Consider the following 20,439-nt stretch of genomic DNA (forward strand, 5'->3'; position numbering starts at 1 on the left):
GATATTCACAAAAGGAGAGGTGTACATGTCAACGGGACAAGAGCAGCTTCAGGATTATATGCGGCTGCCGGCTGAGGTTTTATACCGGGAGGAGCTTGAGGCGCTGCGCAAGGAGGATACCGGAAAAATACCGGCCGGCTGGCAGATGTCGCCGCGGGCGGTTCTGACCTTTATCGCCGGCGGGAAGGCCGGGAAGAAGATTATAACTCCGAAATACATCGGCAATACACGGCTGATCGAGATGGCTGTCGCGACTCTGGTGACAGACCGGGCGCTTCTGCTGATCGGTGAGCCGGGTACGGCCAAATCCTGGCTGTCCGAGAATCTGGCGGCGGCAATCTACGGCAATTCGGGTCTTGTGGTTCAGGGCACTGCCGGTACGAGTGAAGAGCATGTGCGTTACTCCTGGAACTATGCGATGCTGCTTGCCAACGGGCCGACTCCCGAAGCGCTGGTCAAGAGCCCGATCATGCGGGCAATGGAGGATGGCGGGATCGCCCGTTTTGAGGAAATTTCACGCTGCGCCTCCGAGGTGCAGGATGCGCTGATCTCTATCTTGTCCGAGAAGACGATCTCTGTACCGGAGCTGGGCAAGGAGGCCGGTGCGCGCAAGGGCTTCTCCATTATCGCCACGGCAAATACCAGAGACCGCGGGGTTAATGAAATGTCCGCCGCCCTGAAGCGCCGGTTTAACATCATCGTGCTGCCGGCCCCTTCGGATATCGAGACAGAGCTCTCCATTGTGAAAAAGCGGGTTGCCGAAATTGCCTCCTCCTATGAGCTGCAGGCTGCTGTACCGGCAGATGATGCGCTGCTTAAGGTAGTCACTATTTTCCGGGAGCTGCGCAGCGGGATGACGCTCGACAAGAAGGAAAAGGTGAAGACTCCGGCAGGTGTCATCTCCACAGCGGAAGCCATTTCGCTGCTGACGAACAGTATGGCGCTTGCAGCAAGCTTCGGCACCGGTGAGCTGACCGACGGAGATCTGGCTGCCGGCCTGCAGGGAGCCATTGTAAAGGATGACGACAAGGATAAGCTGGTCTGGAGGGAATACCTCGATAACGTCATGAAGAAAAAGGGGACGGAATGGCGCGGACTGTATCAGGCCTGCAAGGAGATGAACGAGTGAACGCGCCGGCTGCAGCCGGAGTACGCATGTTCGGGGTACGCCATCTGTCCCCAGGCGGAGCCCGGCATCTGCTGGACTATCTCGATGAGCACCGCCCGACGGCAGTGCTGATTGAAGGTCCCGGTGATGCATCGGGAGAGATCCCCCATCTGACCAAGGGCAAGGCCAAGCCGCCGGTGGCGATACTGGCTTTTACCGATCAGGTGCCTGTACGTACAGTTCTCTGGCCGTTTGCTGTTTATTCCCCTGAGTATCAGGCAATGAAATGGGCCAAGGAGCATGGGGCAGCGGTTTCTTTTATAGATCTGCCTTCCTCGGTCACGCTCGGATTACAGGATGTCATGAACCGCAGGAAGGCAGTCGGACCGGAAGCGGCGCCTGACGCAGGATCGCAGGAAGAGCCGGATTCTGCGGAGCTTCAGGATGAGGCATCCATCTACAGCCGGATCGCCCGGGCTGCCGGGGAGCATGATTATGATATGTACTGGGAGCGCAATTACGAGCATAATGCCAGCACAGGTGCTTATCAGGCGGCTATTCTTGCTTTTTCCTCGCAGATGCGTGAGCTGGGGGAAGACAGGGAGCTGAGGGAGCAGCCTTCGGAATACGCTTATAATGCGCTGCGGGAAGCCTATATGAGGCGCCAGATCCTTAAGGCTATTGCGGACGGGCATGAGCCGGACAGAATTGTCGTGGTCTGCGGAGCCTATCATGCCTCCGCCCTGGCTGCGCCGCTTGCACCGATGAGTGATGATGAGCTTGCCTCGCTGCCTTCACGCAGCACCAAGCTTACCCTCATGCCGTACTCCTATTACAAGCTGTCTACCATGTCCGGGTATGGTGCAGGGAATGCCGCACCGCATTATTTCCAGATGATGTGGGAGGCCATGTCGGCCGGTAAGCCGGAGGAGCTGCCGCACCGTTATCTTTCTGCGGTGGCAGGCCATGTGCGCGCGGGCGGAACGTACCGCTCGACAGCGGAAGTGATTGAAGCCGTCAGGCTAGCCGAATCGCTGGCAGCGCTGCACGGCGGGAGCGCACCGACGCTGCGCGACCTGCGTGATGCAGCCCAGACGCTGCTGGGCCATGGCGATCTGGCGGCAATTGCTGAGCCGCTGGCCCGGGTCGATGTCGGGACTGCTATCGGCTATTTGCCTGAGGGGGTCAGCCAGACCCCGATTCAGGATGACCTGAACCGGCTGCTGAAGCAATACAAGCTGGAGAAGTATAAGACGGCTGTTGCAACCGATCTGCAGCTTGACCTGCGTGAGAACCGCAGAGTATCAAGCACTGAGGCCGCCTTTCTGGATCTTAACCGCTCTGTGCTGTTCCACCGCCTGAGTCTGCTTGGCATTGCTTTTGCCCAGAGCCGCCCGAGCGGCCAAAGCGGTGCAACCTGGGCAGAGCATTGGGTGATCCGCTGGTCACCGGAGATCGAGATCCAGGTCGTTGAATCCACCCTTCTCGGTGAGACGGTCGAGGTGGCGGCAGCCTATGTCCTGCGCGAGAAGCTGCAGGAATGCAAGTCAATTGCTGAAGCCTCAGTGCTGATCCGGATCGCCTGTGAGTGTGCAATGACCGCCCAGATGGAGGAAGGCACCCGGGTGCTGCAGAATCTGGCGGCGCTCAGCCGGGATGTGGCTGGCATGGCTGCAGCAGCCCGCGAGCTTTCCCTTATCTTAAGCTTCGGGGATATCCGCAAAGTGGATACGGCCCCGCTGCTCCCGCTGCTGGAGGAGCTGTTCCGCAGAGGGTGCCTGTTCCTGCAGGACGCCAGCGGCTGCAACGACGAAGCAGCAAATGCCATGCTCACAGCAATGAATGAACTCAACGGGATCTCACTTGAGCATAGTGATAATCTGGATGACGGGCTGTGGCTGCAGGAGCTGCAGCAGCTTGCCGAAAGGGATGACCGCAATCCGCGCCTGTCCGGTTATGCCTGTGCTATCCTGCTGGAGCGCGGTACAATCTCTTCTGCGGAGCTTGCAGCCGAGGTATCGCGGCGTCTGTCACCCGGCATTCCTGCAGATCTAGGTGCCGGCTGGTTCGAAGGCCTGTCCATGCGCGGGCATTACGGCCTGCTGTCACGGATGAGCCTGTGGGAGCAGCTGAATGATTATATCAATGCGCTCGATGACGAACAATTCAAGCGGGCACTGGTCTTTCTCCGCAGGGCGTTCGGCACATTCTCGCCGCGTGAGAAGACAATGATCTCCGAGCTGCTTGGCGAGCTGTGGGGTGTGAACAGCGAGCAGGCCGCAGAGGTGCTGACCGGTGAGCTGAAGGAGGAGGAGTCCAAAATGTTGGATGAGCTGAATGATTTTGACTTCGGGGACTTTTAAATGACAAATGAACATAAGCAGGAGAATACGCTGTCCCGCTGGCGGCTGATTCTCGGCCAGGAAGCGGATGCCGCGCTGTCCGGGTACGGGGAGGGCGGGCAGCTGTCGCTGACGGAAGAAGAGTTGATTATGGATGCTGCGCTCGCCGCCATTTATGATGAGACGGGGGCAGGCGGGAATTCAGGAAATGCATCCGGCGCCAACAAGGGGAGAGGGGCCGGCACCGGGCATGCGGCCTTGAACCTGTCCAAATGGCTGGGAGATGTGCGCACCTTTTTCCCGGAGGATGTGGTCTCCATTATTCAGAGTGATGCAATGGAGCGCAGAGGCTGGAAGCAGCTGCTGTTCGAGCCCGAGCTGCTTGCTGCGGTCAAGCCGGATATACAGCTGGTAGGGACGCTGCTGTCGCTGAAGGGCAAGATTCCTGAGAAAACCAAGGATACGGCAAGGCTGCTGGTCAAAGCGCTGGTTGATGATCTGGTCAAGCTGCTGGAGACGGATATCCGGCGCGCGGTCACCGGCGCGCTGAACAAGCGGCAGCATTCGCCGCTTCCTTCACTCAGCGGGCTGGACTGGAAGCTGACGATCCAGCGCAATCTCAAGCATTATGACCAGGAGCGGCGGATTATCATTCCGGAGCGGTTTTATTATTTTGACCGGGCCCGCCGCAGCAAGGAGTGGACTGTCATTATTGACATTGACCAGAGCGGCTCGATGGCGGATTCCGTAATATGGGCATCGGTAATCGGGTCGATTTTTGCCAGTATCCCGGCACTCAACACAAGGGTAGTCGTCTTTGATACCGAGGTGGTAGATCTGACAGAGCAATGCGCCAATGATCCGGTCGATATGCTGTTTGGTATCCAGCTGGGCGGAGGGACGGATATTAACAAGTCAGTGAAATACTGCGAGCAGTTTATCGAGGAGCCGAAGAAGACGCTCTTTATCCTCGTCTCTGACCTCTACGAGAACGGGAATCAGGCAGCACTCGTCCGGCGGATGCGTGAGCTCCGGGAGGCCGGTGTCCGCACTATGACCCTGCTGGCGTTATCCGATTCCGGCAAGCCCTTCTATGATGAGCGTCTGGCACGGCAGCTGTCGCGTGATGGCACACCTTGCTTTGCCTGTACGCCTGCCCTGCTGCCTGCACTGGTTGAAGGGGCGCTGAAGGGCCAGGATCTTGGAGAGCTGGCGAAGCGGCTGGGTGCCCAGTAGTTCCGGGGAAGGTATGACCATAAACAGGTACACAATGGATTGGCTTCGTTCTTGACACACAGGAGCGGGGCCTTTTTTTGCATAGAATGTATTAAGGGTGCTGCAAACGAAGCAAACAGAAGCAAGCAATTAAATATACGTGTAAAGTTGAGTCTGACAGCACTCTTCTGTTAGTGAATGAATCGGGAACGCTTTTATTTTATCCAACACTTACTTTTCAATCACATATTGTGTAAGCTGCGTATATCATTTATAATCGGTTATTAAAAAGCCACCTAATAATAGGAGCTGCTTGAAAGGAAATGAATCCCTTATGGCAAGTAAATTAAGAGCGGGTATCGTTGGCGGTACCGGTATGGTCGGACAGCGTTTTATTGCACTCCTTGAAAATCATCCATGGTTTCAGGTAACGGTCATTGCGGCAAGCCGGAATTCAGCCGGCAAAACGTATGAGGAATCGGTGAAAGGCAGATGGAAGCTGACTACCCCTATGCCGGATGCAGTAAAGGGTATTATGGTCCAGGATGCCTCTAATGTAGAAGAAGTGGCTGCAGATGTCGATCTGATCTTCTGTGCTGTTGATATGAAAAAAGAAGAAATCAAGGCGCTGGAGGAAGCTTATGCCAAGACCGGCACGCCTGTTATTTCCAATAACTCGGCACACCGCTGGACGCCGGACGTTCCGATGGTTATTCCTGAGATCAACCCGGAGCATCTGTCTGTGATTGCCCAGCAGCGCAAACGCCTGGGTACAGAAACGGGCTTCATTGCGGTTAAGCCGAACTGCTCGATCCAGAGCTACATGCCGGCGCTGAATGCCCTGAGCGAGTTCAAGCCATCCAAGGTGGTAGTAACAACGTATCAGGCTATCTCGGGAGCAGGCAAAACCTTTACCGACTGGCCGGAAATGCTGGACAACGTTATTCCGTATATCGGCGGTGAGGAAGAGAAGAGCGAGCAGGAGCCGCTGCGGATCTGGGGCCAGGTGACAGAGGAGGGTATCGTCAAAAGCGAGCAGCCTGTCATCACCAGCCAGTGTATCCGCGTGCCGGTAGCTGACGGCCATATGGCTGCGGTGTTTGCTTCCTTTGAGCAGAAGCCTTCCAAGGAAGAAATCCTGGAGCGCTGGAACAGCTTCAAGGGACGCCCGCAGGAGCTGGAGCTGCCAAGCGCACCGAAGCAGTTCATTACCTATTTCGAAGAAGAGAACCGTCCTCAGACCAAGCTTGATCGCGACATCGAGAACGGCATGGGCGTATCCGCAGGCAGACTGCGTGAAGATACGCTGTATGACTACAAATTCGTCAGCCTCTCCCACAACACGGTCCGCGGCGCAGCCGGCGGTGCAGTGCTGATTGCAGAGCTGCTGAAGGCAGAAGGTTATATCCAGCCGAAATAAGTTCTTACTGTGCAGCCTGCCGGACTGAGTCCGGCAGGCTGTTTGCGTATTTACCTGACAGGCCATGCTTAATAATGGTAAGATAGGTTGGATTGCAAAGAAACTGAACACAGACGGAGTGATATTGTGGCAAAAAGTAAAGGCGGCGGCACAGGCAGAGGAACCGGCAGCAAGGGCTGGACCCGCTGGAACAAAACAGCGAAGCCGGTAAAGCCGAAAAAAGGAACAGCAGGCAGCCAGGGGCCGAAGGGCGCTGTTAAGGAGAGCACTACAGCCAAAAAGGGCGGCAGCAAATAGCCGGGCCCATCGTTTATAGATGAATGCAGCATCTGATTTGTACAAGAAATCAGATGCTTTTATTTTCCGGCGGAAGGGACCTGGAGATGAGAATTGATAAATATATGAGCATGACCGGTATTTACCCGCGGCGGGAGACTGCCAGGCTGCTGGCAGCCGGCCGGATTACGGTAAACGGTGAGGTCTGCGGCAAAAATACGGCTGTGGAGCCGGAGGATCTGGTGGCTGTGGACGGCAACCCCGTCAGCCTGACCGTGCAGGAGAAGGTCTATCTGGCCCTGAACAAGCCGGTTGGCATTACCTGTACAGCAGCGCCCGGGGTGGAAGGCAATATTATAGATTACATTAACTATCCTTCCCGCATCTTTGCTGTAGGACGGCTGGACAAGCATTCGGAGGGGCTGATTCTGCTCACTAGCGATGGTGATATCGTTAACAAAATGATGCGTTCAGAAAATCAGCATGAGAAGGAATACCTTGTAACTGTGGACAAGCCGGTGACCGGTTCATTCCTGGAGGCCATGTCCGCCGGTGTTGCCATCCTCGGAACCGTCACCAAGCCTTGCGCTACTTATCCGGTCGCTGAACGTCAGTTCGGCATCATACTCACCCAGGGGCTTAACCTGCAGATCCGCCGGATGTGCAAGGAGCTGGGCCAAAGAGTGCTCCGGCTGGAGCGGACCCGGATTATGAATATTACCATGGACGGCCTGGAGCGTGGAGCGTGGCGGCATCTGACCGGACAGGAGCTGGACAGGCTGAAGCATTCCCTGAATGCATGAAATCCGGGAGAGCGCTTTTGTGCATATATAAAAATCCGTATCGGCCGTTACAGCGGCAGGATACGGATTTTTTTGTACATATACCGTTTAATCGGCGACAGGAGAGTCAGAGAACCCTTTTGGCTCAAACTGCTTGTCGTACAGAGCTTTATACACCCCGTTATGCTGCAGGAGCTTGTCATGCGTACCTTTTTCAACGATCGTTCCATCCTTAACCACCAGGATCTGATCAGCAGCAATAATCGTGGACAGCCTGTGGGCAATGATAATCCCGGTCTTGTTCGCCAAAAGGGAGTGCATCGCCTGCTGAATATAGTATTCGGAGACGGTATCGAGGGAAGAGGTTGCTTCATCCATAATAATGACTGGCGGATTCTTCAACAGCACCCGGGCAATGGATAGCCGCTGCTGCTCCCCGCCTGACAGCTTGATCCCGCGGTTGCCGACGAGGGTCTCATATTGTTCCGGCAGCCCCATAATAAAATCATGGATATAGGCGGAACGGCAGGCTTCAATAATCTCGGCTTCAGCGGCATCGGGACGGGCGTACAGCAGATTGTCCCGGATTGTGCCGTTGAACAGGTAAGTGTCCTGGGTAACCAGTCCAATCTGGGAGCGCAGCGACTCCAGTGTGAATTCGCGGATGCTTGTACCGCCGATGCTGATTGTGCCTGAATCTGTCTCATAGAGCCGCGGAAGCAGACTGGTGATGGTGGACTTGCCGGCTCCGCTTGGTCCGACCAGGGCAGTCACTGTGCCGGCATCTGCGGTAAAGCTGATTCCGCGCAGCGCGGGCTTATCCGGCTGATAGGAGAAATAGACATTGTCGAACAGGATGCTGTTTCCGGCTGCACTGACCGGCCTAGCATCAGGCTGATCTGTAATCACCGGCTCCATATCAAAATAATCGAAAATCCGCTCAAACAGCGCTACCGACCGCTTAATATCCACATACAAATTGGTCATCTGCATTACAGGACCGTACAGTCTGCCTAGGAGTGCAACAAAGGTGATGATGATACCGATAGACAGCTCCCCCTGGATAAAAAGAATCCCGCCGTACAGGTAGATCAGCATCGGGCCGATACTCGTAAAGGTGGAGAGGAACATAATAAACCAGCGTCCGGCCATGGATTCGCGGATTTGCAGGCCTGTTGCTTCCGCATTGATTGCGGAGAAGCTTTTGTATTCGGCAGACTCTCTAGTAAAAAGCTTCATCAGAAGATAGCCGCTGACGCTCATTGTCTCCTGGATGATCCGGTTCTGCTCTGACACCTTTTCCTGTGTCTGCTTGGCAAGCTTCCAGCGGACGTTGCCCATTTTGCGCGTAGGCACGATAAACAGGGGCACGACAAGAATGCCAAGCAGAGCCAGCTTCCAGTTCATAATGAACAGCGCGGCTGCTGTGGACACCAGAATAAACAGGTTGCTCGCAAAATTGACAATCGTGTTGTTGAATACGCTCTGTACGCCGGTGATGTCACTGGTCATTCTCGTAATGACCTCTCCCTGCTTCACTTCTGAGAAAAATTGCAGCGGCATCCGCTGAAGGTGGCGGTACATCTGGTTTTTCATATCATGCACAATATTTAAGGAGATAAAAGAATTCAAATAATTCTGCAGTACGCCCAGCAGGCCGGAAACGACCGTTGTGCCCAGTGATGCAAGTACGAGCAGAATAAGCAGGCGCAGATTTTTGTCAGGCAGCGCCTGGTCGATAATCTGCTGAATCAGAATCGGGGGCAGCAGTCCAAGCACTGCAGATACGCCCAGTACAAGCATCACAACAGCCGTCTGCTTCCAATAGGGGATAAAATATTTGCTGATCCGCAGCAGCAGCCCCCGGGAAAGCTCCGGCCTGCCCCCGGCTTCATCGAATTTAAATCTTCCGTGCCCCGGTCCTCCGCCGAACCCGCCGGAACTGAAATCTCTTGCCATTAATGCTCACCAGCTTTGCTTGAATTTAATAGAGAGGTCCCGGGTAATTTTACACCTGATAGCCAGCCGGGTAAATGCTATAATTAACACTTTATACTACAGCACACCCGTTATAGCAGTACATATCAGTATGCAAAAGAACGGACAGCCTGCTTTGGCTGTCCGTTCTTTATCTGTTTAGCAGGCCGGCTGCAGCCGGCTATTAGAGCTGTACAGCATTCAGCAGCCGGCTTGCGGCTGCTTTAACATCAGCGGCTGCAGAAATGGCCGAGATGACCGAGATACCATCCGCACCTGCGCGGATTACGGGTGAGGCATTATCAGCAGTGATGCCGCCGATTCCGACCAGCGGAATGCCGAGTCCGCTGAGCCTTAGCTGCTCAATGACCTGCGTGCCCTGCACAGCTCTGGCATCGTCTTTGGAGGAGGTCGGGTAGACCGGCCCGACGCCAAGGTAATCAGCACCGTCAGCGATGGCCTGACGGGCTTCCTCTGGCGTGTGCGCCGACACGCCGACGATTTTACCTGCGCCAAGCCGGCGGCGGATGGAGCCGGCCGGCTCGTCCTCCTGGCCGACATGCACACCGTCGGCATCCAGCAGCTCAGCAAGCCCGATATCGTCGTTGACGATAAAGGGGATGCCATGTGCCCGGCAGATAGCCTGAAGCTGACGGCCAAGCCGTACGGCTGCGGCGCCGGTCAGGGCGCCGGGACCCTTTTCACGGAACTGGAACAGTGTGATGCCTCCGTTGATAGCCTGCGTCAGCGTCTCGGCAGGAGAGAGCCGGCAGTTGGCGCTGCCCATTATAAAATACAGCTTGAGTATGCGCCGGATATACTCTTCGCGGTCCTGCATCATAGTGCATCCCCTTTTTGGGCGCGGCGGTACGCAAAATGGTTGGTCGGCCCATGTCCGTTACCGATCCCGAGACCGTGCTCAATTGCCGCCTGAATAAAGGCTTTGGCTGTGTGTATCGCTTCATCTACACTGTCTCCTGCTGCAAGTCCTGCTGTTATCGCTGCCGAGAAGGTACAGCCGGTGCCGTGCGTATGTCTGGTAGCAATCCGCGGGCTGTCCAGATATGCAAACGCCTGCCCGTCATAGATCAGATCCCGCACACCGTCGGTTCCGTCATCATGACCGCCTTTGAGCACAACATATTTTGGTCCCATAGTATGAATCAGCCTGGCGGCCTGCTCACGCTCTTTAAGGCCGGTGATGGTCATGCCGGTCAGCATTTCCGCTTCGGGTATATTTGGCGTCACAACAAGTGTCAGCGGCAGCAGCTCGCTGATTAATGCAGCCACTGCCTCCTGCTGCAGAAGGGGTGAACCGCCCTTGGCAACCATAACCGGATCGACTATAAGTCTGCTCCAGCCGTAGTTTCGCACCTTGGCAGCGACGATTTCTATAATACCGCTGCTGAACAGCATGCCGGTCTTCACGGCATCCGGCGGCAGATCGGTGCCGACAGAGTCAAGCTGGGCTGCGACCGCCTCCCCGGTGAGCGGATAAACGGCCTGAACGCCCAGCGTATTCTGTGCAGTTACGGCAGTTAATGCGGACATACCGTAGACACCCAACTCCTGGAAGGTTTTGAGGTCAGCCTGAATTCCGGCGCCGCCGCCGCTGTCAGAGCCGGCAATGGTGAGGGCTTTAAATGTATGGGTCATGAGGTGTGCTCCTTTGCTGCAGATTTATTGTGGATTGAGCTGTTCGATCCGTGATCTCTGGCTGTACAGCTCCGGTGTTACTACTGACAGCTGGTTCAGGAATTCAATCTGGAAGGCGGCAGGCCCCTGGCCTTCAGTCTTCTCAGCGGCAAGCTCGGCTGCGACACCATAGAAGGAGAGGGCTTCAGCTGCGGCCTCCAGCCATTTTCCTTCACTGGCAGCAAGAAATGCGCCGACAACCGCGCTAAGCAGGCAGCCGGTGCCGGTAACCTTGGTCAGAACAGGGTGGCCGTTGCTGACAACATAGGTGCGGCTGCCGTCTGTAATGACATCTTCCCTGCCTGTAATGATGACCACACAGCCGAGCTTGCGGGCGGCTTTGTTTGCCAGGGCAATCACATCACCATCGCCTGCACCGGCATCAACGCCTTTGCTGGCCCAGTGCTCGCCTGCCACGTTGGCGACCTCAGCGACATTACCGCGCAGTGCGGTAAGCTGCATGGCCTGTACCAGCTTTTGCGTGACTTCGCTGCGGTAAGCGGTCGCCCCGGCTCCCACCGGGTCAAGCACCAGGGGAATACTGTGCTTGTTGGCCGATTGTCCGGCGAGAATCATGGAGGCGATGGCCTGTTCGTTCAGCGTGCCGATATTCAATACAACGGCACCGGACATGGCGGCTACATCCTCTACTTCTTCACGGGCATCTGCCATAAAGGGGGAGGCGCCGAGCGCCAGCAGCCCGTTAGCAGAGAAGTTGGCAACAACGATGTTCGTAATATTATGGATGAGCGGATTAAGCTCGCGTACTTTGGCTAAGTAGGACATAATGATTCCTCCTAAGGATGGTTTTATAAAGGGACAGTCGTATTCCCGGCAAGCTGATGGTTTACATAGTTGTATCTTGTGCAGTTAAAAGTCTGGATGGGGCCCGTTCGGCTGCAATAACTGCACTCTGTACATCTATAAATAGAAAAATGAAGGAAAATAGAGAAAATCCGTGATTTTAAGTGTACGAAGTGCAGTTATATCTAAAAAATAGTGAATTTGCCCGGATATAAGTGTACAAAGTGCAGTTAAGAGTGACGCTTGCCTTACAGATTACAGATTACAGATTACAGATTCTCAAAAGCCTCATCACTATTCGTTTCACCTGATATCAGCCCGTTCCCGGACAGCCAATCCGCGACCCTGCTCCACGATTCCGGGGACTGGTAGCCGAAGGGCTGGTCTCCGGCATCCATCAGGGGCAGCAGAATATCGAGGCTCTGGCGCTCAATCTGCGGATCAAGCGGGGCGGTGCTGTCCTCATGGTCCAGCAGAATCTGCAGGCCCTCCTCCGGATGCTCCTGCACGAACTGCTGCCCTTTGCGGACGGCGTTCATGAACCTGCTGTAATCAGCCCGGGATTCCTTCAGGTTCTCTTCCCCGGCAACCAGCACCAGCTCGTAATAGTCAGGCACACCAAACGCGGTGGGATCGATTGAGGTGACAGGGTGCTGCTCCTTGGCCAGAATCAGCTGCTCATGATTAATGAAGCCGCCGATTATCGCATCGACCCGGCCGGTTGTAATCGCCGGAATCAGATCAAAGCCGACATCGACCATATTCAGTGACTGCGGATCGCCCCCGTCATGCTCCACCATCGTCCGCAGCATGGCTTCATAGAGCGGAATGGAGGAATAACCCGCGGTTTTGCCGGCTAAATCTCCGGGTGCTGTAATTCCGCTGTCAGCAGGGACGAGCAGGTGATTAAGCGGATGCCGGACGAGAGCGGCTAGCGAAACGACCGGAATCTGCTCCGAGCGGGCCATGAGCACCTGGGGCTGGTAGGTAAGAGCCAGATCAATCTTGCCTGCGGCTGCGAGCTTCAGTGCGTCATTGCTGTCCGCAGGCATCTGCAGCTCAACCTCCAGACCCTCCTCCTTGAAATATCCCTTCTCCTGCGCAGCATACAGGAAGGAGTGTACAGCGTTCGGGTACCAGTCGAGCATGACGGACAGCTCGCGCAGCTGTCCGCTGCTGCCGGAAGCTGCCGTTTTTGCTTCGCCGGTGCCCTGGTTATTTCCGCTGCAGCCGCTCACAGCTGCAAGCAGGCAGATCAGCAGCATGAGCAGACCGGCGCCGCGCAGGCGTCTTGACGATAATTTGGAATAATGGCGTAATAGGTTCATCTTCGCAAGCCTCTTTTCTTCAGAATAATGATTTCAACAATGCTGATACAGAGAAACAGCAGAACACCAAGTGCAGAGAGCAGGCCGACAGCGGCGAACAGCTCCGGGCTGTGCAGATTGCCGGCCATGCGGCGGCTATAGTAGCCGAGCCCCTGGCTGCCGCCAAGCCACTCCCCGATAGTTGCACCAATAACGCAGTAGACGATGGACAGCTTCAGTCCGGAGAAATAGGCGGGCAGCGCCAGCGGAATCTGGACTTTCGCCAGCAGCTGCAGGCGGCTTGCCCCGAGAGTCAGCAGCAGTTCCTTGTATTGCCCGCCGCTTTTATAAAGACCGTCATATGTACCTACAACGACCGGGAAAAAGGCTGTGAGAAACACAACAGCGATCTTGCCGCCGAGCGTATAGCCGAACCACATAATAAAAATGGGTGATAGGGCAAGCAGCGGAATGGTCTGGCTGACAATCAGCAGGGGATAGACAGCTTTGGCCAAAAGCGGCAGCAGATGCATCCCGGTGCCGAGCAGCGTGCCGCAGATCAAAGATAAGCCGAAGCCCAGCACAATCTCCTGCAGGGTTGCCGGAAGATGGCGGCCGAACAGCAGCTCACGCTGCTCGATTAAGGCGTTCCAGACCGATGAAGGTGCCGGGAGAATAAATGCCGGTACCTGCCCGTAACGAACGCCTGCTTCCCAGCAGAGCAATAGGAGCAGCACCAGCAGGACAGCAGGGGCATAGGTGGTGAGACGCCGCTTAATATGCACAGCTCTCATGCAGCCTCCGCTCCAGCTCCTCCCGCAGGGCAATGAACTGCGGCTGATAGAGGAGCTGTCCGTTTCTTGGCCGCGGCAGCGCGACCGTCATTTCCTGCAGCCCGCCTCCGCTGTGCATCAGATAGATCCGGTCGCTGAGCAGGAGAGCTTCCTCCAGATCATGGGTGATGAACAGCACCGTTCGTTCAAGCCCGGTCCAGAGGTCCAGCAGCCATTGCTGCAGCCCGCGCTTCGTCATCGCATCAAGCGCTCCAAAGGGCTCATCCAGCAGCAGCAATTCACATCCTGTAGAGAGAGTGCGGGCCAGGGCAGCCCGCTGGCGCATGCCGCCGGACAGCTCATGGGGATAAGCCGCCTCTGTACCGTCCAGGCCGAGGCTGTGCAGCAGACCGCGAATCTGCTGTACAGCCTCTTTTTTTGTAACGCCGGGCTTAAGCTCCCAGGGCAGCAGGCAGTTATCCAGCACCGTTCTCCAGGGCAGCAGTAGATCCTGCTGCGGCATATAGCCGACTCTGCCGAGCCTTGAAGAAGCTGTATGTGTCGGACCGCCGTCCAGGCTGATTTCTCCGCCTGTTGGTTCGAGCAGCCCTGCGAGGATTTTGAACAGGGTGCTTTTCCCGCAGCCGCTTGCCCCTGCGATAGAGATAAACTCACCCCGCCGGATCTTCATCGATAGCTCTGTGAATACAGGCGGCCGGTCCGCCGTATAGGCATAAGATAGATTAGAAACCGATAGCATAGCAGCTTGTTGACCTCCTTGAATGACGAGACACATTACACGCAAAAAAGACCCCTTGATTTCCGGAGGAAATAAAGAGGTCTGAAAGGTACAGTCGGGCAGGCTGGATAACAGCCGTTCTGTTCATTTCTGCTCCACTTCCCTCCGCTGGTATGATCCAGATCAGGTTCCAAGGGTCCGGAGCTTAAGCTCCGTCTCAGTCGGCCGACTCCCCTAGTGAAATAACAGGTCGATATGCAATTCGTAATTGCTAATTAATATACCATAACCTGGACGTTTGTAAAGAGAAGGCTTTCGGATTCTTCTTCTGAGGGAAAGGAATAGCCTGCTTTGGGCATGATAACTTTAATCTGTAACAGCTGACCACAGCACAAGGAGGAGATCACAATGAAAAAATGGGCGCTGGCGCCTCTGCTGCTGCTGGGCATTGTACTTACGGCATGCGGCAGCAATAATAATAATGCAGCTGAAGGAACAATAGGCGGCGCGGATGTAGCAGCTTCTCCTGCGGCCCGGAACAGCCTGGAAACGGTAAAGGCCTCCGGCAGGCTGAGAGTAGGCACCGAAGGCACGTACTCGCCGTTTACCTACCATGATGCGGACGGAACGCTAACCGGCTTTGACGTGGATATTGCCAGGGAGATAGCCAAACGGATCGGTGTGGAAGCGGAGTTTGTCGAGACCCAGTGGGACGGTATTTTTGCCGGAATGGATGCAGGGCGCTTTGATGCTATTTTTAATGAGGTGTCCATTACGGATGAGCGTAAGGTGAAATATGATTTCTCTGAACCTTATGTCGTATCCAAAGCGGTGCTGATTGTAGGGGAGGGGAACGGGGATATCAAAAGCTTTGCTGATCTCAAGGGCAAAAAAGCCGGGCAGTCGCTGACCAGCAACCTGTCTGACATCGCACGCGAGAACGGCGCGGAAATTGTGGCGATTGAAGGCTTCAATCAGGCGATAGACCTCCTGGTCTCCGGACGGATTGATGCTACGGTTAACGACGGCTTGTCCTTTCTGGATCTGAAGAAGCAGAAGCCGGACGTACAGATCAAGCAGGTAGATGAAATGGCTGAAGGCTCGCGGAGCGCTGCCGTTTTCCTGAAGGGCAATGAGGAGCTAGTGCAGGCGGTCGACGGGGCACTTGCAGCAATGAAGGAGGACGGGACCTATCTAGCCATTTCCGAGAAATATTTCGGGGCGGATGTCTCAAAATAATGGCTGAAGGAGCTCCCTGCGATGGATGACCGCAAGCTGCAAATATTTCTGGATTCGCTGCTGCCTCTGCTCAAGGCAGGAGTGGCTTATACGATTCCGCTGGCGCTGCTCTCCTTTATACTGGGACTGCTGCTTGCAGTGGCGACTGCGCTGGTGCGGATCTCTTCATGGCGGATTCCCGGGCTGATTGCCAGGTTTTATGTGTGGATCATCCGGGGGACTCCGCTGCTGGTACAGCTGTTTATTATTTTCTACGGATTGCCTGCCGCAGGTGTTGTGCTGGACCCGTTTACCGCTGCGGTTATCGGGTTCACGCTGAGTGTCGGTGCGTATTCGTCAGAAATTATCCGGGCCGCCGTATTATCGGTTCCCAAAGGGCAGTGGGAGGCGGCCTATTCCGTCGGGATGACCCGGGGGCAGGCGCTGCGCCGGATTATTCTGCCCCAGGCGGTGCGGGTGTCGGTTCCGCCGCTGTCGAATTCTTTTATCAGCCTCGTAAAAGACACCTCGCTCGCCGCAGGCATTACCTATGTGGAAATGTTCAGGACAGCCCAGCAGATTACCGCAACTACCTATGAGCCTTTGCTGCTCTATTGTGAAGCTGCGCTTTATTATCTGCTGTTCTGTTCCGTACTGTCAGTGGTGCAAAGCAGGCTGGAGAAACGGTTTGACCGTTACTCGGCCGGATAAGGAGGCGCAATATGATTGAGGTTCGCGGTCTGCATAAATCCTTTGGGCAGCTGCAGGTGCTGAAGGGAGTCGATCTGCGGCTTGAGCATGGCAAAGTCCTGGTCATCATTGGGCCCTCAGGCTCCGGCAAAACAACGCTGCTGCGCTGCTTCAATCTGCTTGAGATCCCGGATCAGGGAAGCTTGTCTATTGCCGGTCTTGAGCTCAGCTTCACAGACAATGTCAAGCTTGCCAGGAATGACGTGCTAAGCCTGCGGCAGAAGACAGGGATGGTATTCCAGTCCTATAACCTGTTTCCGCATATGACCGCGCTTGGCAATGTGGCAGAGGGCCAGATTACGGTGCAAAAGCGTTCACGGAAGGAAGCTGAAAAGCGCGGGCAGGAGCTTCTGGCTAAAGTTGGATTGTCTGACAAAGCAGGCGCATATCCGCACCAGCTGTCCGGCGGACAGCAGCAGCGCGTCGCTATTGCCCGGGCAATGGCGGCCGAGCCGGAGGTGCTGCTGTTTGACGAGCCGACCTCGGCGCTGGACCCCGAGCTGGTCGGTGAGGTGCTGAAGGTTATCCGGCAGCTGGCTGCGGAAGGCAGGACAATGATCATAGTGACCCATGAGATGCGGTTTGCCGCTGATGTTGCAGATACCATTATCCTGATGGATCAAGGTGTGATTCTGGAGCAGGGGACACCGCAGCAGGTGCTGCAGCAGTCTGGGAATCATCGTGTCCGGCAGTTTTTGAACAGAATAAAAGGGGAATCGGAGTGAAGTGAAAAGGCAGACCGGAATGACCGGTCTGCCTTTTGCGCTGTTGAAGGACCCATTGATGCTATGCGGGGGAGCACAGCAGAAGCGGCTGAATGTGTTTTTATATTATTTGCTTAGCTGCCAGGGGTGTTATCAAGGGATTTGAGGTATTCGAGCGCGTTGTAGAGCATGACTGCCGCCTCAGCACGGGTAATTTCACTTTTCGGATTAAATTTGCCGTTTGCGTCCAGCGTATTAATCTTGTACTTCAAAGAACGCTGGATGCTTCCCTGATAAGAGGGGTCCATCGAAGCCTCATCTGTGATATCCGCAGGCACCAGGTTGATAAGCGGCAGGCTGCCAGCCTTCTCTATACCCTGAACCAGCAGACTGGTGAACAGCTCCTTGGTGATTGGCTTAGACGGGTCAATATCCGCAGGAATTTCCACACCGTTATAGTGGGCATTAATAAAAGCCTCCGCATACCACGCGGTATCCTTTACCTTGCTGAAAATGCTGCTCGCAACAGGCGCTTTGTTGAAGCTAATGGCTGCGAGGCTCAGCTGGAGTCCGCCCGAGATAAACTGGATGCCCTGTGCTGTAGTCACTGTGGAGCCGGGCAGGAACTGGATGTCGGAAATCCCTTTAATAAGGCCCTGCGCCTTCAGCGAGTTAATCTTGTCTTTACCGGTCACATTATCGATATCCTTGAAGGTGCCGCCGGCCGCAAACATGGGACTCCCCAGCGAAAAAGAGAGGATTGATACCGTTGTCATCACTGCGAAAGCACGTTTTTTCAGGTTCATCACCATTCCACCTCTGTACGTAAGTTGGGCCGCTTGGCCGTTATCAACTATTGTAACGCAGCAGCAGGGGGAAAGGTTGCGGCAGAGCTTGCTTGCAGATCAATAAATTTTTACATATTCTCCTGAAAGAGCAGGTTGCGGTAAGGGTATTTGCTGTATCTGGTCTTGAACCGCAGCGCTACCCCAAGGTCTTCTATAGAAACGGTCTGCAGCGCTTTAGTCTTGATCAGACCCCGGATCATCGTGTTAACGCCGGCAGTATCATTACGGTTGATCGCTGCGGCAAGAGCCGCTGCATAAGAAGAGGAAGAGGACAGCTTGCGGTAAAAGGGGATGACAGCGAGCGCAACCGTACGGTGAACCCGGGTGTTGAAGGTGAATTGCACCGTGCCCGGCGGAATTGTAGTTCCGTTAGTATAGAAGGCGAAAGGCAGCGGGTACAGAAAAGAAATAAAATAACCGATACCGTTTGTTCCGTAATTCTCCACGCCGGCAAGGGTAGGGATTCGGGATAACAGGGAGCCCATCAGACTGAGGTCTGCATTAACAACAGCGGCTGACCATTGTTCGGCAAAGGTCCGGTTTCCGGCAATTTTCCGGTAAAACGGCAGCATGGCCTTTGCAGTCTGACGCAGAATACGGGCGGTCACCCGGGGCTGGGCAAGCTGTCTCCGGTTTGGCAAGGCCATCATGACCATCCTCACTTATAGTAGATTTTCACTTCCCTACAGGATATGGCCGGCCGGCCCTTTTCGGATGGGCACCCGCTTAGCCGGCTGGAATATATATCTGATCTGCCTGTGTGGATTTTGCGGTATTAATGTTATAATAATGTCAGGTGCTTTTCATTTTTAGTACATTTTGCTATGCTTATATCGTAATGATTACTGATAAGAGACAGCGGTTTTGTTTAACGGAAAGGTGGTAGAGTATGAATCCGATTGCGAATATCAGCCAGCAGTTTGCCGCGCATAATTATAAATTAACCCCTCAGCGTGAAGCGATCGTGAAGGTGCTGCTTGATAATGAAGAGGAGCATCTGAGCGTAGAAGAAGTGTATATGAGAGTGAAGAACAGCTATCCCCATCTCGGGCTGGCTACAGTATACCGGACCCTAGAGCTGTTATGTGAGCTGCATATCGTTGAAAAAATGAATTTTGGCGACGGTGTTGCCCGTTATGATCTTAGAGATGACAGCCATGCCCACATGCACCATCATCTGATCTGCAGCGTATGCGGCAGGCTGGAGGAGATCAAGGACGACTGGCTGCTTGAGCTGGAGCAGCGGCTGGAGCGGGAATACGGCTTCAGCGTTACAGATCACCGGCTTGATTTTAAGGGAACCTACAACAACTGCAGACGGACCGGCTGTAAAGGGGACAAGGACCGGCAGGCGGTGTCCTGACGGCAGCTTAGCATCATCACCAGATTCATCAGCTTACACAAAAGGCAGGGCCGCGTTACCAGGGGCCCTGCCTTTTCGTATGGTATGCAGGAGCTTAAGACCGGGTCGGGATAAACGACTTGATCCACGTGCCGAAGCTTCCGGGATTGCGGGACTGTACAAGGATGACGCCCTCCCCGCGGAACCGGCAGACGATGGCTTCGCCGCTGGTCAGGCTGTTCAGCCAGCCGGAGGCGGCCTTTTCAATTTTATAGTCCATATAGCTTGGCCAGGCTACCAGATGCCCGTTATCAATAATCATTTCTTCACCGGGGCCGAGATTAATGGCATGAATCGCTCCGAACGACGAGAGGAAGACTGTGCCTCTGCCGCTGATCTCCACAATGAAAAAGCCCTCGCCGGAGAAAATACCGCGCGCAAGGTTCTGCATCTTCGTATTGACCTGAATGCCGCTGGTGCCGGCCAGGAAGCCGTCTTTTTGCACATACAGCTTATAGGAGCCGTCGAGCTCGATCGCCTGAATGTCACCGATTGCTCCCGGAGCGAGCAGCACCTCACATTGTCCCCGCGTTGCAGTCAGCTCCTGAAAAAAGAATTTTTCACCGCTCAGCATCCGGCCCAGGCCTCGCATCAGACCGCCGTCAACGGTGCCCCTCAGCTCGATGCCCGGTGACATAGCCACCATTGCGCCCATTTCCGCCTTCACGCTCTCACCAGGATTCAGCTCTACCTTGAGCATGGCAAACGCCCCGTCATACAGCACATCGTACTTCATCATCATAGCCTCCGCTTCAAATAGGGTGTATAAAATGTTTTCCAGTCAACTATACCGTGTAGATTTGCTGCCATTATGTTAAAATTAAAATAGTTCAAACAAAGGAGTGTTGCTCAGATGGCACGTACTAAAACGCAGAAGGCACTGCGCCAGGCAGAGCGTACAGGAACCTGGTGCGCAGAGAAGAACCGGAGAACAGGCTCGGATTACGGCGCAATTTCACAGCATGTCAGAGTTATCCCGGACAAACGGGAGAAATTAAATAAGGTCAAACACAAGGAGCGGATCTTTCAGGATGGCGCTCCTTTTGATTTGTATACAGCTATGGCCGTCTGACCAGCCC

General features: G+C 54.9%; 21 protein-coding genes and 1 riboswitch. Of the genes, 11 read left to right on the plus strand and 10 right to left on the minus strand.

The annotated features are described in order from the left end of the window. Positions 1–25 precede the first annotated feature (25 nt). The 6 genes from R70723_RS13470 to R70723_RS13495 all read left to right on the plus strand — a co-directional run bounded on the left by R70723_RS13470 (position 26) and on the right by R70723_RS13495 (position 7,164). Positions 26–1,129, plus strand: a complete 1,104-nt coding sequence (locus R70723_RS13470; RefSeq protein ID WP_039872758.1) for an AAA family ATPase — start codon at positions 26–28, stop codon at positions 1,127–1,129. After that, positions 1,126–3,471 carry a DUF5682 family protein gene (locus R70723_RS13475; RefSeq protein WP_179087989.1) on the plus strand — a complete coding sequence of 782 codons (2,346 nt, stop codon included), beginning with the start codon at positions 1,126–1,128 and terminating at the stop codon, positions 3,469–3,471. Before R70723_RS13470 ends, R70723_RS13475 begins: the two co-directional genes overlap by 4 nt. Then, positions 3,472–4,686, plus strand: coding sequence for a VWA domain-containing protein (locus R70723_RS13480; protein ID WP_039872760.1), 1,215 nt, complete (start codon positions 3,472–3,474; stop codon positions 4,684–4,686). 313 nt (positions 4,687–4,999) lie between these two features. After that, entirely contained in the window at positions 5,000–6,085 is a 1,086-nt protein-coding gene (gene asd / locus R70723_RS13485; protein WP_039872761.1) for an aspartate-semialdehyde dehydrogenase, read from the plus strand. A gap of 123 nt (positions 6,086–6,208) precedes the next feature. Continuing rightward, complete coding sequence (locus tag R70723_RS13490; protein WP_063837790.1) at positions 6,209–6,382, plus strand: DUF3934 family protein; 174 nt, start codon at positions 6,209–6,211, stop codon at positions 6,380–6,382. 86 nt (positions 6,383–6,468) lie between these two features. Then, complete coding sequence (locus R70723_RS13495) at positions 6,469–7,164, plus strand: pseudouridine synthase (protein ID WP_039878719.1); 696 nt, start codon at positions 6,469–6,471, stop codon at positions 7,162–7,164. A gap of 87 nt (positions 7,165–7,251) precedes the next feature. Here R70723_RS13495 and R70723_RS13500 read toward each other — a convergent pair whose 3' ends face one another. From R70723_RS13500 to R70723_RS13530, 7 genes are all read right to left on the minus strand, one after another. Then, positions 7,252–9,102, minus strand: a complete 1,851-nt coding sequence (locus R70723_RS13500) for an ABC transporter ATP-binding protein (protein ID WP_047171121.1) — start codon at positions 9,100–9,102, stop codon at positions 7,252–7,254. A 202-nt stretch (positions 9,103–9,304) separates the two neighbouring features. Beyond that, the gene (thiE, locus tag R70723_RS13505) at positions 9,305–9,961 is read right to left on the minus strand and encodes a thiamine phosphate synthase (protein WP_039872764.1); all 657 of its coding nucleotides are present in this window, start codon (positions 9,959–9,961) and stop codon (positions 9,305–9,307) included. Continuing rightward, the gene (thiD, locus tag R70723_RS13510; RefSeq protein WP_039872766.1) at positions 9,958–10,776 is read right to left on the minus strand and encodes a bifunctional hydroxymethylpyrimidine kinase/phosphomethylpyrimidine kinase; all 819 of its coding nucleotides are present in this window, start codon (positions 10,774–10,776) and stop codon (positions 9,958–9,960) included. Before thiD ends, thiE begins: the two co-directional genes overlap by 4 nt. A 24-nt stretch (positions 10,777–10,800) precedes the next feature. Further along, positions 10,801–11,601: a hydroxyethylthiazole kinase gene (thiM, locus tag R70723_RS13515; protein ID WP_039872767.1), complete on the minus strand. Its 801-nt coding sequence runs from the start codon at positions 11,599–11,601 to the stop codon at positions 10,801–10,803. 287 nt (positions 11,602–11,888) lie between these two features. Further along, positions 11,889–12,947: an ABC transporter substrate-binding protein gene (locus tag R70723_RS13520; RefSeq protein WP_052421305.1), complete on the minus strand. Its 1,059-nt coding sequence runs from the start codon at positions 12,945–12,947 to the stop codon at positions 11,889–11,891. Beyond that, positions 12,944–13,720, minus strand: a complete 777-nt coding sequence (locus R70723_RS13525) for an ABC transporter permease (RefSeq protein WP_047171122.1) — start codon at positions 13,718–13,720, stop codon at positions 12,944–12,946. Before R70723_RS13525 ends, R70723_RS13520 begins: the two co-directional genes overlap by 4 nt. Beyond that, positions 13,701–14,459, minus strand: a complete 759-nt coding sequence (locus R70723_RS13530) for an ABC transporter ATP-binding protein (protein ID WP_039872768.1) — start codon at positions 14,457–14,459, stop codon at positions 13,701–13,703. The genes R70723_RS13525 and R70723_RS13530 overlap by 20 nt, the downstream gene beginning before the upstream one ends. A gap of 122 nt (positions 14,460–14,581) precedes the next feature. Continuing rightward, positions 14,582–14,684: riboswitch (TPP riboswitch) on the minus strand. A gap of 162 nt (positions 14,685–14,846) precedes the next feature. Here R70723_RS13530 and R70723_RS13535 point away from each other — a divergent pair. Genes R70723_RS13535 through R70723_RS13545 form a run of 3 tightly spaced genes read left to right on the plus strand, consistent with a single transcriptional unit; the run spans position 14,847 to position 17,131 of the window. After that, entirely contained in the window at positions 14,847–15,677 is an 831-nt protein-coding gene (locus R70723_RS13535) for an amino acid ABC transporter substrate-binding protein (RefSeq protein ID WP_039872769.1), read from the plus strand. A 21-nt stretch (positions 15,678–15,698) separates the two neighbouring features. Then, entirely contained in the window at positions 15,699–16,367 is a 669-nt protein-coding gene (locus R70723_RS13540; RefSeq protein WP_039872770.1) for an amino acid ABC transporter permease, read from the plus strand. Positions 16,368–16,378: 11 nt separating this feature from the next. Then, entirely contained in the window at positions 16,379–17,131 is a 753-nt protein-coding gene (locus R70723_RS13545) for an amino acid ABC transporter ATP-binding protein (RefSeq protein WP_039872773.1), read from the plus strand. A gap of 113 nt (positions 17,132–17,244) precedes the next feature. On the opposite strand, the gene R70723_RS13550 is transcribed toward R70723_RS13545, so the two are convergent. Further along, the gene (locus R70723_RS13550) at positions 17,245–17,916 is read right to left on the minus strand and encodes an S-layer homology domain-containing protein (protein WP_039872775.1); all 672 of its coding nucleotides are present in this window, start codon (positions 17,914–17,916) and stop codon (positions 17,245–17,247) included. Between the two features lie 110 nt (positions 17,917–18,026). Then, positions 18,027–18,608: a hypothetical protein gene (locus R70723_RS13555; protein WP_305954242.1), complete on the minus strand. Its 582-nt coding sequence runs from the start codon at positions 18,606–18,608 to the stop codon at positions 18,027–18,029. Positions 18,609–18,847: 239 nt separating this feature from the next. On the opposite strand from R70723_RS13555, the gene R70723_RS13560 reads away from it, so the two are divergent. After that, complete coding sequence (locus R70723_RS13560) at positions 18,848–19,321, plus strand: Fur family transcriptional regulator (protein ID WP_039872779.1); 474 nt, start codon at positions 18,848–18,850, stop codon at positions 19,319–19,321. A gap of 94 nt (positions 19,322–19,415) precedes the next feature. Here the strand turns inward: R70723_RS13560 and R70723_RS13565 are convergent, their stop codons facing one another. Continuing rightward, entirely contained in the window at positions 19,416–20,096 is a 681-nt protein-coding gene (locus tag R70723_RS13565; RefSeq protein ID WP_039872781.1) for a TIGR00266 family protein, read from the minus strand. A gap of 117 nt (positions 20,097–20,213) precedes the next feature. Here R70723_RS13565 and R70723_RS13570 point away from each other — a divergent pair, with 117 nt between their 5' ends. Beyond that, positions 20,214–20,432 carry a hypothetical protein gene (locus tag R70723_RS13570; RefSeq protein ID WP_039872784.1) on the plus strand — a complete coding sequence of 73 codons (219 nt, stop codon included), beginning with the start codon at positions 20,214–20,216 and terminating at the stop codon, positions 20,430–20,432. Positions 20,433–20,439 lie beyond the last annotated feature (7 nt).

Source organism: Paenibacillus sp. FSL R7-0273, assembly GCF_000758625.1.
In the GTDB taxonomy this organism is placed as follows: domain Bacteria; phylum Bacillota; class Bacilli; order Paenibacillales; family Paenibacillaceae; genus Paenibacillus_AQ.